This window comes from Nonomuraea sp. NPDC049758 (assembly GCF_040674635.1).
Classification (GTDB): domain Bacteria; phylum Actinomycetota; class Actinomycetes; order Streptosporangiales; family Streptosporangiaceae; genus Nonomuraea.
On sequence record NZ_JBFAMZ010000003.1, the window covers coordinates 47,589 to 61,478 of the forward strand.

General features: G+C 73.0%; 11 protein-coding genes. 9 read left to right on the plus strand and 2 right to left on the minus strand.

Annotation, left to right across the window (positions count from 1 at the left end; all coding sequences use genetic code 11):
• The first annotated feature begins 62 nt into the window (after positions 1-62).
• The 7 genes from AB0J46_RS08255 to AB0J46_RS08285 all read left to right on the plus strand — a co-directional run bounded on the left by AB0J46_RS08255 (position 63) and on the right by AB0J46_RS08285 (position 8,493).
• On the plus strand, positions 63-614 hold the full coding sequence (locus tag AB0J46_RS08255; RefSeq protein ID WP_358285045.1) for a cupin domain-containing protein: 552 nt from the start codon (positions 63-65) through the stop codon (positions 612-614).
• 27 nt (positions 615-641) lie between these two features.
• On the plus strand, positions 642-3,878 hold the full coding sequence (locus tag AB0J46_RS08260; protein WP_364328141.1) for an NACHT domain-containing protein: 3,237 nt from the start codon (positions 642-644) through the stop codon (positions 3,876-3,878).
• 246 nt (positions 3,879-4,124) lie between these two features.
• Positions 4,125-5,051, plus strand: a complete 927-nt coding sequence (locus AB0J46_RS08265; protein ID WP_358285041.1) for a hypothetical protein — start codon at positions 4,125-4,127, stop codon at positions 5,049-5,051.
• A gap of 78 nt (positions 5,052-5,129) precedes the next feature.
• The gene (locus AB0J46_RS08270) at positions 5,130-5,729 is read left to right on the plus strand and encodes a hypothetical protein (RefSeq protein WP_364328144.1); all 600 of its coding nucleotides are present in this window, start codon (positions 5,130-5,132) and stop codon (positions 5,727-5,729) included.
• Positions 5,730-5,788: 59 nt separating this feature from the next.
• Positions 5,789-6,052 (plus strand): DUF1876 domain-containing protein, encoded by a 264-nt coding sequence (locus AB0J46_RS08275; protein ID WP_357964681.1) that lies wholly within the window; start codon positions 5,789-5,791, stop codon positions 6,050-6,052.
• A gap of 82 nt (positions 6,053-6,134) precedes the next feature.
• Positions 6,135-6,665 (plus strand): phosphotransferase, encoded by a 531-nt coding sequence (locus AB0J46_RS08280; RefSeq protein WP_364328147.1) that lies wholly within the window; start codon positions 6,135-6,137, stop codon positions 6,663-6,665.
• 316 nt (positions 6,666-6,981) lie between these two features.
• A complete protein-coding gene (locus tag AB0J46_RS08285; protein ID WP_364328150.1) occupies positions 6,982-8,493 on the plus strand; it encodes an aldehyde dehydrogenase family protein in 1,512 nt (503 codons plus the stop codon).
• Positions 8,494-8,545: 52 nt separating this feature from the next.
• On the opposite strand, the gene glnII is transcribed toward AB0J46_RS08285, so the two are convergent.
• Positions 8,546-9,565, minus strand: coding sequence for a glutamine synthetase (gene glnII, locus AB0J46_RS08290; RefSeq protein WP_364328153.1), 1,020 nt, complete (start codon positions 9,563-9,565; stop codon positions 8,546-8,548).
• A gap of 206 nt (positions 9,566-9,771) precedes the next feature.
• Here glnII and AB0J46_RS08295 point away from each other — a divergent pair, with 206 nt between their 5' ends.
• Positions 9,772-11,226 carry an LLM class flavin-dependent oxidoreductase gene (locus tag AB0J46_RS08295; protein WP_364328156.1) on the plus strand — a complete coding sequence of 485 codons (1,455 nt, stop codon included), beginning with the start codon at positions 9,772-9,774 and terminating at the stop codon, positions 11,224-11,226.
• Positions 11,227-11,240: 14 nt separating this feature from the next.
• On the plus strand, positions 11,241-12,425 hold the full coding sequence (locus AB0J46_RS08300; protein ID WP_364328159.1) for a TerC family protein: 1,185 nt from the start codon (positions 11,241-11,243) through the stop codon (positions 12,423-12,425).
• Here AB0J46_RS08300 and AB0J46_RS08305 read toward each other — a convergent pair.
• Positions 12,418-13,878, minus strand: a complete 1,461-nt coding sequence (locus AB0J46_RS08305; RefSeq protein ID WP_364328162.1) for an MFS transporter — start codon at positions 13,876-13,878, stop codon at positions 12,418-12,420. The two genes, AB0J46_RS08300 and AB0J46_RS08305, sit on opposite strands and share 8 nt — an antisense overlap.
• Positions 13,879-13,890: the final 12 nt, after the last annotated feature.

Below are 13,890 nucleotides of genomic sequence, written 5' to 3' on the forward strand. Positions count from 1 at the left end.
GCGGGCGGCCCGTCCGCCGGACGCGGTCCCCGCGCGCCCCGGGCCCTCGTAAGATCGGCCATGTGGAGCTGAGGATCTATCCCGACGGCGCGCCCACCGAGGTCGCCGACGAAGCCGCCGCCCTGGCGCTGGCCGCCGCGCTCGACGGCCAGGCCGTCCTCGACGGCACCCGTTTCCTGCGGCGCGACGTCACCGGCGCGCCCGTCGCCTTCGCCGAGCGGCCGCCCGTGGCCGCCGCGCTCGACCTGCTCCCCCATCCGGAGGGCGGCTGGTACCGCGAGACCTGGCGCTCGCCCGTCACGGTCCGGCCCGACGGCTACCCGGGGCCGCGCGCGAGCGCCACCGGCATCTACTTCCTGCTCCAGCCGGGCGAGGAGTCCGTCCCGCACGTCGTCAGGTCCGACGAGGTGTGGTTGTGGCACCGGGGCGGCCCGCTGAGCCTGACCGTGGGAGACCGCGACGTCGTCCTGGGCCCGCTGGTCGAGCGGGGGCAGGTGCCGCAGGCGGTCGTGCCCGGCGGCGTGTGGCAGTCCGCGCGCCCGGCGGGTGACGAGGCGGTGCTGGTGAGCTGCGTCGTGTCGCCGGGGTTCGACTTCGCCGATTTCACCGCGTGATCGTAAAGATCGTCTTATATAGAAGGCATGCCGGGCATCGAGGCGGCCCTGACCGCCGCTGGGAAGAGCGTCGCGGAGCGCGCCATGCGCGAATGGCTGGCCGTCCGCGCCGCGCGCAAGGACCGGACGAGTGAGCTGAAGGACCTGGTCCAGAGCGGCTTTCGTGACCGGCTGGCGCCTCGCAAGATCGACAACCAGCTCCAGGGCATCGCGCTGGCCGTCGAGGGGCGGCTGTCGCGCCTCATCGAGCAGGAGTTCCGCGGGCTGGACGAGTCCGCGCGGGCCGCCGTCCTGCTGGAGACGGTGGCCGCGCTGCGCGCCGCCGACCTGTCGGACGAGGCGCTGTTCGAGTCCGACGCCGACCCGGCCAAGCTCGCCGAGCGCGTCCTGGCCGCCCTCCCTGAACCGCGCCTCGGCGAGGCCGAGGACCGCCTGTACGCCGTGCTGCTCGCCGAGTCCGTCGACTGCCTGGTCGGCCTGATGCGGCAGCTCCCCCAGTACGTGCCGCGCGCCGCCACCGAGACGCTGGGCAGGCTGAGCGGCCTGGCCGAGGGCGTGGAACGGCTGCTCGCCAGGCTGCCGCAGCGCACGCTGGAGGCCCCGGAGGGCACCCAGGACGACGCCGCGTTCGAACGCCTCTACCTCGGTTTCGCCAGCCGCACCCTCGACGAGGTCGAGCTGTTCGGCGTCCGGGTGGAGACCTACCGCCCGCGCACGTCGCTGAGCATGGCCTACATCAGCCTCAACGTCTCCTCCGGCGAGCGCGGGCCGCGCGCGCCGGAGCGGCTGTCGATCGCCGCGCTCACCGGCGGCCATCCCGCCGAGCGCGGCGCCGAGCGCATCGAGTCGGCGCTCGGCCGCGCCCGGCTCACGCTGCTGCGCGGCGACGCGGGTTCGGGCAAGAGCACGTTGCTGCGCTGGCTCGCGGTGACCGCCGCGCGCGGCGGCTTCTCGGGCGACCTGGCCGCCTGGAACGGCTGCGTGCCGCTGATGATCAAGCTGAGGAGCCATTCGTCGGGACGGCTGCCTGCCCCCTCCGCCTTCCTCGACGACGTCGCGCGGGAGGTCGCCGGGCGCATGCCGCGCGGCTGGGTGGAGCGCGTGCTGGACTCCGGCCGCGGCCTGCTGCTGGTCGACGGCGTGGACGAGCTGCTCGTCCGGCATCGGCCGGCCGTGCGGGAGTGGTTGTCGCGGCTGCTGGCGGCCTATCCGGGGCTGCGGGTCGTGGTGACCTCGCGTCCGACCGCCGCCGACGCCCGCTGGCTGGCCGACGAGGGGTTCGCGGCCTCCACGCTGGAGCCGATGACCCCCGACGACCAGCGGGAGCTGATCCGCCAGTGGCACGTCGCGATGCGCGACTGCCCGAGCCTGCCGTGCGAGCCCGGCGAGCTGGAGGGCTACGAGGTCGCCCTGCTGGCCCGCATGGAGTCGAATCCGCACCTGGGCGTGGTCGCCTCGACTCCCTTGCTGGCCGCCATGTTGTGCGCGCTCAACCTCGACCGCCGCACCCAGCTGCCGCGCAGCCGGATGGGCTTCTACGACGCCGTGCTCAGCCTGCTGCTGGAACGCCGCGACGCCGAGCGGCGGATCGACGACGACGTGTCCCTCGACCCCGGCCAGAAGGTGTGGATCCTGCGCGACCTGGCCTGGCGGCTGGTGTCGATGGGCCGTTCCGAGCTGTCGAAGTCGACCGCGCTACGCCGGGTCGAGCAGAAGCTCGCCTCGATGACCCGCGTCTCGCACACCGCCCCCGACGTGCTGGAACACCTGCTGCGCAGGAGCGGCGTGCTGCGCGAGCCGGTGCCCGGCCGGATCGACTTCGCGCACCGGACCGTGCAGGAGTACCTGGCCGCCGGGCAGCTCGTGGAGGACGAGGACGTCGAGGCCGCGGTCGAGCGGGCCCACCTGGACCAGTGGCGCGAGGTCGTGGTGATGGCCGCCGGGCACGCGAACGGCCGGCTGCGCGGTGAGCTGCTGCGCGGCCTGCTGGACCGCGCCGACCAGGGCGGCAAGCACGCCCGCCGGCTGCGGCTGCTGGTGGCCGCGTGCCTGGAGACCGTCCAGGAGATCCCGGCGGTGTTGCGTGACCGGGTGGAGGCGTGCCTGGCGGAGGTGATCCCGCCGCGTACGGAGGAGGAGGCGACCCTGCTGGCGGCGGCGGGCGAGGAGATCCTGCGCCGCCTGCCCCGCGACCTGACGGCCCTGCCGGTGCAGCGCGCGGCGCTGACGGTCCGCACGACATACCTGACCAACGGCCCGGAGGCCCTGGACCGCCTGGCCGGTTACGCCTCCGACCAGCGCTACGGCGTGCAGGACCAGCTTCGCCAGGGGTGGCAGTACTTCGACGCCGACGTCTACGCCCGCCGCGTCCTGGCCGACATGGAGGACGTCACCTTCTTCGGCTCCCGCCATCTCCGCGCCGCCGCCCGCCTGAAGGCGGCCAACGTGACCGTCACCGTGACCGACCCCCTCACCGACCTGCGATTCCTCCGCGACATGCCGCAAGTGCGGGTGTTGAGCGTGCAGGACGCCCCGCTCAGCTCCCTGGACGGCGTGGAGCTGCTGCCCCACCTGCGAACCCTGCAGTTGCGCTGGCTCACCGCGCCCGCGCCCGACCTCGGCGCCATGGAGCGGCTGCCGGCGCTCGACGAGCTGTGGCTCCAGGGAGTCCCGTTCGATCCGGGCATCCTCGACCGCCTGCCTCGCCTGCGCGAACTCGGCATCGACCTACCGGACGACAGTGAGGACTCCTGGCAGGAGCCGCTGTCCCGGCAGAGCGAGCTGGAGTTCCTGTTCCTCATGGGAGACCGCCTGCCGGTTCCCGTGACGGTGTTCGCCGGGATGCGGCTGCTCAAGACGCTGTGGCTGGACGGCGTCGCCGGGGCGGCCGCCTGCCTCGATGTCGCCGCCCGGTCCTGTCCCTCCGTCGCCGACCTGTACCTCAACGACCTCGATCACATCGACCTCGCGGCACTCGACCGCTTCTCCCTGACCAGCCTCCACCTGCGCGGCCTCGGCACCCTGACGGATCTCGCCCCGCTGCGCAGCCAGGATCAGCTCAGCCGGCTGACGCTGGCCGGCTGCCCCGGCGTGACCGACCTGTCGCCCCTGGCCGCCCTCCCCCGGCTGCGCACCCTGAGCCTGATCAACATGGGGCACGACCTCGACGTGAGCCCGCTGACCGGGATGCCGGGGCTCACCGTCCGGCTCGGGCGCGCGCAGCGGGTCGTCGGCGGGAGCGGGGTGCGGATCAAGAAGATATGACGTCCCGGCAGGGGTGGGCGGCGCCTTTTACAACCCGGAATTTCGTGCTAAACGTGGCAATATCCCGTTCGGAGTTCCCACCAACCGGCCATGTCCGGCCTGGCGCCCTGCCCTGATCACGTCCAGGCCGTCGTCACAGAAGTCGTCACAGAACTTGCACGGCGTGTACACGTTCACCCCCCCGGGACGCCCGGCGTCCGCCCGTGTGCGGGCGCCGCCTCCCGCTGGACGAGAAGGGGAACCACCATGACCCTGCCCCTCGCCGCGACCCCCGCCGTCGACTCCGCCCCCGCCCGCCGCCGCGGACTCGTGCTGCTGCTCAGCGCCCTGGCGGGATTCCTGCTGACCGTGGTGTGGTCGGCCGAGTTCGTGGACCAGACGATCGGCTCGACGGTCGCCGACACGATGCTCGGCCGCGACGCCGACGCCACCCCCATCGCCGGGACGCTCTCCGGCATCGTGTTCGCCTTCGCCTCCGGCCTGGCGGGCTCGTTCACCGCCTGCAACATCGCCGCGCTCGGCGCGGTCGCGCCCCTGGTCGGGGCCAGGCCGTCGGTCGGCGAACGGATCCGCGGGACGCTGCGCCCGCTCGGCTGGCTGGCGGCCGGCGCGCTGGCCGTGTCCGGCGCGTACGGCGTCGTGGTGGGGATCGTGGGCACCGCCATGCCGCAGTTCGCCACGGCCAGGCCCGCGCCGGGCACCCTGTCCCCCGGCCTGATCCAGGCGATGGTCACGTTCGGGCTGATCGGGCTGGCCTTCCTCTACCTGGGCCTGGCCGCGCTCGGCTACCTGCCCGACCCGCTGGCCCGCCACCCGAGGGCCCGCATGGCCGTCATGGGCGCGCTGATCGGCGGCTTCCTGATCGGCCGCCCGTTCCCGCTGTTCCGCCAGCTCTTCAGGGACGCCGCCGAGAGCCACAACCCCCTGTACGGCGCGCTGGCGTTCATGCTGCAGTCGGCCGGCAACATCGTCGTCATGTCGGTCCTGTTCGTGCTGCTCGCCCTGGCCACCGGGGGCCGTGCGCACCGCTGGCTGACCGCCACCCCGACCCGCCTGGCCCTCATCACCGGCGCGGCGCTCGTCGTGGCCGGCGTCTTCACCCTTCTGTACTGGGACGTCCGGATCCTGGCCCGCCGCGACCTCATCTGGTACCCGACGGCGCCCTGGAGCTGACCTGCACGGCGGCAGCCCGCGGGCGGGCTACCGGCCGTTTCTGCGGGAAGGAGGAAAGGTGACCGTGGGAGGTGCGCGATGAGGGCCGTCATGAACGCCGCGATGTTGCGGATCCGCAGGCACCGGCCGGACCGCAACCCGTTGCGCCGCCGCTCCGACCGGCTGGAGAGCGCCGGGCTGGCGGTGGCGGTGCTCCTCGTCCTGCTGAGCGTCTGGCCGGCCGTGCTGGCCGGCCGGGTCACCTACGAGGGCGGCCTGCGCGAGGCCCGCGTGGGCCCCGGCTTCCGGCAACAGGTGACCGCGACGACGCTGCGGGAGCCGCGGCCCGTGCGGCCGTCGTTCGGCGAGGCGGCGACCACCATGGTCCCGGCGAGCTGGACCACCCCGGCGGGAGTGGCCAGGACCGGGCAGGTGCAGGTCCCGGCCGGCACGCGGGTGGGCCAGACCGTCCCGCTGTGGATCGACGGCGAGGGCGACCCCACGACGCCGCCGCCGAGCCGCACCGACGTGGTCCTGCGTGGCGTGGGCATGGCGGCGTTCGTCCAGGTGCTGGCCTTCCTGCTGGTGCTGGGGGCCGTCGCGGCGCTGCGCCGGCTGCTGGACCGGCGCAGGTACGCCGACTGGGACGCGGCCTGGATCCGCGCCAACGACCGGTGGCGCCGCCCACGCCGCCCGTAGCCGGGCCATACGGTTTACCGCCGTGTGTCCGGGCAGCCGTACGCGGGAGGAGGCGAGCCATGGAAGCCAAGGAGTGGACGGTCCGGATCAGTCTCGCCGAGGACGGCGACGACACCTCGGCGCGGGCGGTCCTGACCGTCCCGGACGGCACGCGGGTCGAAGGGTCGGGCCACGCCCGCCGCAACCCCGCCGACCCGTCCATGCCCGAGGTAGGGGACGAGCTGGCCGTCGCGCGGGCGCTGGCCGACCTGGCCGGCCGGTTGTCCAGCGACGCCCGGCACGAGCTCGGCGACGGCGGCCCGGTGCCGACCAGGTCGTGGTGAGGGCGGCGACAACGACTTGACGCGCCCGCCCCCGGTCCGCTGACATGGCCCCCGCGGATCGTACGGACCGGAGGGGACGCGCATGGGCGGCAGGATGCACGCGGACGAGGCCGACATCGACGAGGCCCTCGTCCGGCGGCTGCTGGCCGCGCAGTTCCCGCGGTGGGCCGGTCTCCCGCTGCGCCGTTTCCCCTCCTCCGGCACCGTCAACGCGGTCTTCCGGCTCGGCGACGAGCTGGCCGTCCGCCTGCCGCGCGTCAGGCAGGGCGTCGGCGACGTCGCCAGGGAGGGGCGGTGGTTGCCGCTGCTGGCCCCCGCGCTGCCCGTCCCGATCCCCTCGGTGCTCGGCCAGGGCCTGCCGGGTGAGGGCTTCCCCTGGCCGTGGTCGGTGTGCCGGTGGCTGGACGGCGACAATCCGGAGGCCGGGACGCTCTCCGGGGACGGGGAGGCGCTGGCCGCCGACCTGGCGGCGTTCGTCGCCGCGCTGCGGGAGGTCGAGCCCGCCGGGGCGCCCGGCGCCTACCGGGGCGGCCCGCTGTCCCGCCTCGACGGCCGGCTGAGGGGGTCATCGACTGGGGCACGGCCGGGGCGGGCGACCCGGCCTGCGACCTGATCCCGGCCTGGAACCTGCTGCCGCCCGCCGCCCGCGAGGTCTTCCGGGCCGCGCTCGGCGCCGACGACGCCACCTGGGCGCGCGGCCGCGGCCGGGCCCTGTCCATGGCGCTCATCCAGCTCCCCTACTACAAGGACACCAACCCGGCCATGGCGGCCAACGCCCGGCACGTGATCCGCGAGGTGCTCGGCAGCCCGCGCTGAACCGCACACTGAAGCGCACGCTGGCGGGATTCTTGGGTTTTTTCCGGCGAGATGATTGTCTGTCCGGAGGAACTACGAGGAGGCCACCGGTGAGCCGTCAGATCGTGTCAATCGTGGGTGGGAAGGACACCACCGGCGAGAGCGTGTACGAGTCGACCAATCCCGCCCGCCCCGGCGAGGTCGTGGCCCGGGTCGGCCTGGCCGACGCCGCCGCGTTCGCCGCCGCCTGCCGCACCGCCAAGGAGGCCCAGCGCGAGTGGGCCAAGGTGCCGGCGCCGGTGCGCGGCCGGGTGATCGCCTCCATCGGGCGGCTGGTCGAGGCCAACGCCGAGAGCCTGGCCCGCCTGGTCACCCGGGAGATCGGCAAGCCGTACGCCGAGGCGCTGGGCGAGGTGCGGGAGATCGTCGACACCTGCGACTTCTTCCTGGGCGAGGGCCGCCGGCTCTATGGGCAGACCGTTCCGTCGGAGATGCCGGACAAGAACCTGTTCACGTTCCGCAACCCGGTCGGGGTCGCCGCGGTGATCACGGCGGGCAACTTCCCCGTGGCCGTGCCGTCCTGGTACCTCGTGCCCGCCCTGTTGTGCGGCAACGCCGTGGTGTGGAAGCCCGCCGAGTACGCCGCCGCCTCCGCCGAGGCCATGTACCGGCTGTTCGCCGCCTCGGGGCTGCCCGACGGGGTGCTCAACGTGGTCTTCGCCGACGGCGCGCAGACCTTCGCGGGGCTGGAGCTGGCCCTGGAGGAGGGCAGCGTGCACAAGGTCGGCTTCACCGGGTCGAGCGAGGTCGGCCGGAAGGTCGGCGAGCTGGCCGGGCGCCACCTGCAGTCGGCGTGCCTGGAGCTCGGCGGCAAGAACCCGATGGTGATCATGCCGGACGCCGACCTCGACCTGGCCGTCGAGGGCGCGCTGTTCTCCGGCTTCGGCACCGCCGGTCAGCGCTGCACCAGCCTGGGCACGGTCATCGTGCACGAGAGCGTGCACGACGAGTTCGTCGAGCGGTTCGCGCGGGCGGCCGGGGAGGCCAGGATCGGCGACCCCGAGCAGGACGTGCTGGCCGGCCCGCTGCTCGACCAGAAGTTCGCCGACCGGTACGAGGAGTACCTGACCTGGATCCAGCCCCACCACGAGATCGTCTCGGGCAGCGCGGGCAGGATCACCAAGGACAACCCGCGCGGCGACTTCGACGGCGACGGCGGCCTCTACTACCACCCGGTCATCGTCGACGGCGTGCGGCCCGGCGACCGGCTGTTCCTGGAGGAGACGTTCGGCCCGATCGTCGGCGTGACCACCTTCTCCACCCTGGACGAGGCCGTCGAGCTGGCCAACCGCCCCGGCTACGGGCTGTCGAGCTCGATCTACACGACCAACCCCAAGCACGCCTTCCGCTTCCGCGAGGGCATCTCGGCCGGCATGGTCAGCGTCAACAACTCCACCTCCGGCGCCGAGGCCCACCTGCCCTTCGGCGGCAACGGCAAGTCGGGCAACGGCAGCCGCCAGTCGGGCATGTGGGTGCTCGACCAGTTCACCCGCTGGCAGGCGATGAACTGGGACTTCTCGGGCCGGCTGCAGAAGGCGCAGATGGACGTGGCGGAGATCGTGCCGGACCTGGAGTTCCGGATCTGACACGCGAGAAGCCGCCCCCGGCCGGGGGCGGCTGCTCAGGCGTGCGGGCGGATCAGACCTGGCCGGCCTTCTCCAGGGCCTCGCAGCAGGTGTTCACCAGCAGGCGGGTGACCACGTACGGGTCGACGTTGGCGTTCGGGCGGCGGTCCTCGATGTAGCCCTTCTTGTCCACCTCGACCTGCCACGGGATGCGCACGGACGCGCCGCGGTTGGACACGCCGTAGGTGTACTTGTTCCACGGGGCGGTCTCGTGGTGGCCGGTCAGGCGCAGCTCGATGTCGGCGCCGTACTGGGAGACGTGCTCCATGGGCTTGTCGCCCTCGCCGAGCGATTCGCAGGCGGTGATGATGGCGTCGTAGCTCTCGCGCATCGCCTTGGTGGAGAAGTTGGTGTGCGCGCCGGCGCCGTTCCAGTCGCCGCGGGCGGGCTTGGCGTCGAGGGTGGCCTCGACACCGAACTCCTCGGCCGTCCGGTAGAGCAGGTAGCGGGCGACCCACATGTGGTCGGAGACCTCAAGGGGGCCGGCCGGGCCGATCTGGAACTCCCACTGGCCGGGCATGACCTCGGCGTTGATGCCGGAGACGGCCAGGCCGGCCGCCAGGCAGCGGTCGAGGTGCAGCTCGACGATGTCGCGACCGAACACGGCCTCGGCGCCCACGCCGCAGTAGTAGTGGCCCTGCGGGGCGGGGAAGCCGCCCTCGGGGAAGCCGAGCGGGCGGCTGCCCTTGAAGAAGGTGTACTCCTGCTCGATGCCGAACCAGGACTCCTGGGCGGCGTAGCGCTCGGCGATCGGGCGCAGCAGGGCGCGGGTGTTGCTGGAGTGGGCCGTCCCGTCGATCTCCTCGACCTCGCACAGCACGAGCACGTTGTCGCCGCCGCGGATCGGGTCGGGGCAGGTGAACACCGGGCGGAGCACGCGGTCGGAGGCGTGGCCCTTGGCCTGGTTGGTGCTGGAGCCGTCGAAGCCCCAGACCGGAGGCTCGGCACCGTCGGCCAGGATCTTCGTCTTCGAGCGCAGCAGAGCGGTGGGCTCGGTGCCGTCGATCCAGATGTACTCAGCCTTGTAGCTCACGGTGATCCTTTCGGGATTTCTCTCAGCCACGCCGAGTCTTATGGATGGCCATTTCCCGGTTTTTGCCCGAATGTGAACGCCGTGTTAATCGTGCCGCCACCCGTCCCGCTATTAGGGGGTAAATCCAATAAAGACGGTTAGCTGGGGCAGGTCGGCCGTCCGGGGGACGGCGGCCGTACGACGATCGAGGCCGGGGGATGATGATCATGGAGGATGTCTGGTTCGGCGCGCTGCTCGCGCCCGAGGCGGCGGACGGCGACCGGGTCCTGCGGCACGCCGAGCTCGCCGACCGGCTCGGCCTGGACCTGGTCGGCGTCCAGGACCACCCCTACCAGGCGGGATTCCTCGACTCCTGGACCCTGCTGGCCACCATCGCGCAGCGCACCGAGCGCGTCCGGCTGGTGCCCGACGTGGCCAACGTGCCGCTGCGCCCGCCCGCCGTGCTGGCAAGGGCCGCCGCCTCGCTGGACATCCTCAGCGGCGGCCGGGTGGAGCTGGGGCTCGGCGCGGGCGCGCTGTGGGATGCCATCGCCGCCATGGGCGGCCCCCGGCTCTCCCCCGGCGAGTCGGTCGACGCGCTGGCCGAGGCGATCACCGTCATCCGGGCGCTGTGGACCCCGGGCGACCCGGTGACCTTCTCCGGCGGCCACCACCGGCTGGCGGGCGCGCGGCCCGGCCCGTTCCCGCCGCACCCGATCGGGATCTGGATCGGCGCGACCAGGCGGCGGATGCTGGAGCTGACCGGCCGGACCGGCGACGGCTGGCTGACCTCGTCCTTCCACAGCCCGCCCGAGGCGGTGACCGCGCAGGCCAGGATCCTCGACGCGGCCGCCGCGGACGCCGGGCGCGACCCGGCGGCGATCCGCAAGGTCTACAACCTCGGCGGCAGCCTGTCGCCGCTGCCCGGCGCGGGCTTCCTCGACGGTCCCGCCGCCCTGTGGGCCGAGCAGCTCACGGAGCTGGTGTTCGAGGCGGGCATGAGCGGGTTCGTGCTGGCCCCGGGGGTGGAGGCCGAGCGGGACCTGCGGGTGTTCGCCGAGGAGGTCGCGCCCGCCGTACGGGCGGCCGTGGCCAGGGAGCGCGGCCGGCCCGCGCCCGAGCCGGTCCGCCGCCCGGTGACGATCCCCGACCTGGACGAGCCCGGCCGGCCCAGGACGGCGGGCGGCGACCCCGCGTCCCTGACCGCCGACCAGGCCCGGCTTGGCCGCCGCCTGGTGGACGTGCACGACGGCTACCGCGCCCAGCTCCGCCAGGTCAGGGACGCGGTCGAGCAGGTCGCCGCCGAGACCGCGGCCCCGCGCCAGGACGGCGACCGGCTCGCGCTGCGCCAGAACCACTGGACGCTCGGCGTGTTCTGCGCGACCTTCCGCCGCCTGCTGACCGTGCACCACGACGTCGAGCACGGCAGCACCTTCCCCGCCCTCACCGAGCGCGACCCCGCCCTGGAGCCGGTGGTCAAGAAGCTGGAGCAGGAGCACGAGGTCATCTCCGAGCTGCTGGACCGCCTGGACCGGGCGTGCGCGGAGATGATCGCCGACCCGGCCAGGATCGACCGGGTCCGGGCCGGCGTCGAACGGCTCTCGCAGGCCCTGGCCTCGCACTTCGCCTACGAGGAGGCGGAACTGGCCGAGCCGGTCGGCCGCCTGGAGATCCGCCTCTAGCCCGAGGAGCGTTCGTGGACGTGTCCGCGCCCGTGTGGTGGCTGACGATCCTGGGGATCGCCGGCCTGCTGCTGTTCGACTTCTTCTTCCACGTCCGGCGGGCGCACGTCCCCGCGCTGCGCGAGGCGGCCGTCTGGTCGGCCCTGTACGTCGGGATCGCCCTGCTGTTCGGCGTGGGCGTGTGGGCGTTCGGCGGCGCCGAGCCGGGCGCGGAGTACTTCGCCGGGTACGTGACGGAGAAGGCGCTGTCGGTCGACAACCTGTTCGTCTTCCTCGTCATCATGGCGAGCTTCCGGGTGCCGCGCGCCGACCAGCAGAAGGCCCTGCTGTTCGGCATCGTCTTCTCGCTGGTCGCCAGGACCGGGTTCATCCTCCTCGGCGCCGCGATGATCGAGACGTTCGCCTGGGTGTTCTACGTCTTCAGCCTGATCCTGCTGCTCACGGCGGGCAACCTGCTGCGGCCCGAGGGCGGCGAGGGCCACACCGACAACGTCATGGTCCGCCTGGCCCGCCGGATGTTCCGCGCCACCGACACCTACGACGGCGACCGGCTGTTCACGGTGGTGGACGGCCGCCGGGTGATGACGCCGATGTTGCTCGTCATGGTCGCCCTGGCCGGCACCGACGTGCTGTTCGCGCTCGACTCCATCCCGGCCATCTTCGGCCTCACCCAGAACGTCTACCTCGTCTTCACCGCCACCGCGTTCTCCCTGCTGGGGCTGCGGCAGCTCTACTTCCTCATCGACGGCCTGCTCGACCGGCTCATCTACCTCGCCTACGGGCTGGCGGTCATCCTGGCCTTCATCGGCGTCAAGCTCGGGCTGCACGCGCTGCACGAGAACAACGTGCCGTTCATCAACGACGGCGAGCCGGTGAACGTCACCGAGATCAGCACCGGGCTGTCCCTGTCGGTGATCGTCGGCGTGCTGCTGGTCACCGTGGCCGCCTCGCTGGCCAGCCCCCGCGGCCGGGCGCAGAACGTGGTGTCGGCCGTCCGCCGGCACGCCCAGGACTACCTGGACGTGGAGAAGGACCCGGCGCGGCGCGAGGAGGTCTACCGCGACCTGCTCGCGGCCGAGGCGCGGCTGGGCGAGCTGCCGGAGCGGCAGCGGGCCGGCGTCGCCCGGGACGAGCGGCTGGCCGCCCTGGTGGCGCGCGCGCACGCCGAGCACCAGGCCGGGCACGACCCGGCTAGGTAGGGGTGGCCTGGCGGGAGGTCAGCGGGGCCGCGATGTGCTCCAGCGGCGTGCGCTCGGCCTTCACCCCGAAGACGATCTCCACCAGCCCGGCCGCCACCATCATCCCGGCGCCGAAGCAGTAGCCGTAGAACAGCCGGGTGGGGTCGGGGTGGCGCTGGTCGCCGATGAGCGAGGCGAAGACCGTCGGCCCGAACGCGCCCGCGACCTGCCCGAGCGCGAAGAAGATGGCGATGGCCTGGGCCCGCAGCTCGATCGGGAAGATCTCGCTCACGGTCAGGTACGCCGAGCTGGCCGCCGCCGAGGCGATGAAGAAGATCACCGACCAGAGCACGGTCTGCGTGACCGCCGTCAGCATCCCCTCCTTGAACAGCCACCCGGTCACCGCCAGCAGCAGCCCCGAGGTGATGTACGTGGCCGAGATCATCTGCCTGCGCCCGACCGTGTCGAACAGCCTGCCCAGCAGCAGCGGCCCGAGCAGGTTCCCGGCCGCGAAGGCGAACATGTACTGCGGCACCGAGCCCGCAGGGACGCCGTAGAAGTGCGTCAGCACCAGCGAGTAGGTGAAGAACACGGCGTTGTAGAGGAACGACTGGCAGATCATCAGCGTCGCCCCCAGCACCGACCGTTCCGGGTACGTGCGGAACAACGTCCTGGCGACCTGCGACAGCGGCGCGTGATGCTCGGGGACGATCTCCAGCGCCTGCTCCTGCGGCACCGGCTCCAGCCTGACCCGGTCCTCCCGCTCGACCTCCCGCTCGATGCGGGCGACGACCAGCTCGGCCTCCTCCTCGCGGCCGTGCGTCATCAGCCAGCGCGGGCTCTCCGGCAGGTGCCGGCGCAGCCCCCAGATGGCCAGGCCGATCATCGGCCCGACCGCGAACCCGAGCCGCCAGGCCCAGTCGGGGTCCAGCGGCCCGCCCGGGTGCAGCAGCAGGAACGTGGCCGAGGTGGCCAGCAGCGACCCCAGCCAGTAGGTGCCGTTGATGGCCAGGTCGACGTGGCCCCGGTAGTGGGAGGGGATCATCTCGTCGATGGCGGAGTTGACGGCCGCGTACTCGCCGCCGATGCCCGCCCCGGCCACGAAACGCAGCACCAGGAAGCTCCACAGGTCCCACGACAGGGCGGTCAGGCCGCTGGCGACCAGGTAGATGCCGAGCGTGAGGATGAACAGCTTCCGGCGGCCGAGCCGGTCGGACAGCCAGCCGAAGTAGAGCGCGCCGGCCACTTGGCCGATCAGGTAGACGGTGGCCGACAGGCCCACCTCGGCGGAGGTGAAGCCGAGCGTGTCGGGGCGCTGCAGGAACGCCCCGACGTTGCTGGCGATGGTGATCTCCAGCCCGTCGAGCACCCAGGCCACGCCGAGCGCGATCACCAGCCGGGTGTGGAACGGCGCCCACGGCAGGCGGTCCATGCGGGCGGGGACCAGGCTGCGCACGACGCCGTCCTTGCTCATGCGTCCTTACTC

What these genes read in the sequence shown, in the direction of transcription:
- AB0J46_RS08260 (WP_364328141.1), top strand. Translation starts at nt 642, where the DNA reads ATGCCGGGCATCGAGGCGGCCCTGACCGCCGCTGGGAAGAGCGTCGCG.
- AB0J46_RS08280 (WP_364328147.1), top strand. Translation starts at nt 6,135, where the DNA reads ATGGGCGGCAGGATGCACGCGGACGAGGCCGACATCGACGAGGCCCTC.
- AB0J46_RS08275 (WP_357964681.1), top strand. Translation starts at nt 5,789, where the DNA reads ATGGAAGCCAAGGAGTGGACGGTCCGGATCAGTCTCGCCGAGGACGGC.
- AB0J46_RS08265 (WP_358285041.1), top strand. Translation starts at nt 4,125, where the DNA reads ATGACCCTGCCCCTCGCCGCGACCCCCGCCGTCGACTCCGCCCCCGCC.
- AB0J46_RS08305 (WP_364328162.1), bottom strand. Translation starts at nt 13,878, where the DNA reads ATGAGCAAGGACGGCGTCGTGCGCAGCCTGGTCCCCGCCCGCATGGAC.
- AB0J46_RS08270 (WP_364328144.1), top strand. Translation starts at nt 5,130, where the DNA reads ATGAGGGCCGTCATGAACGCCGCGATGTTGCGGATCCGCAGGCACCGG.
- AB0J46_RS08295 (WP_364328156.1), top strand. Translation starts at nt 9,772, where the DNA reads ATGGAGGATGTCTGGTTCGGCGCGCTGCTCGCGCCCGAGGCGGCGGAC.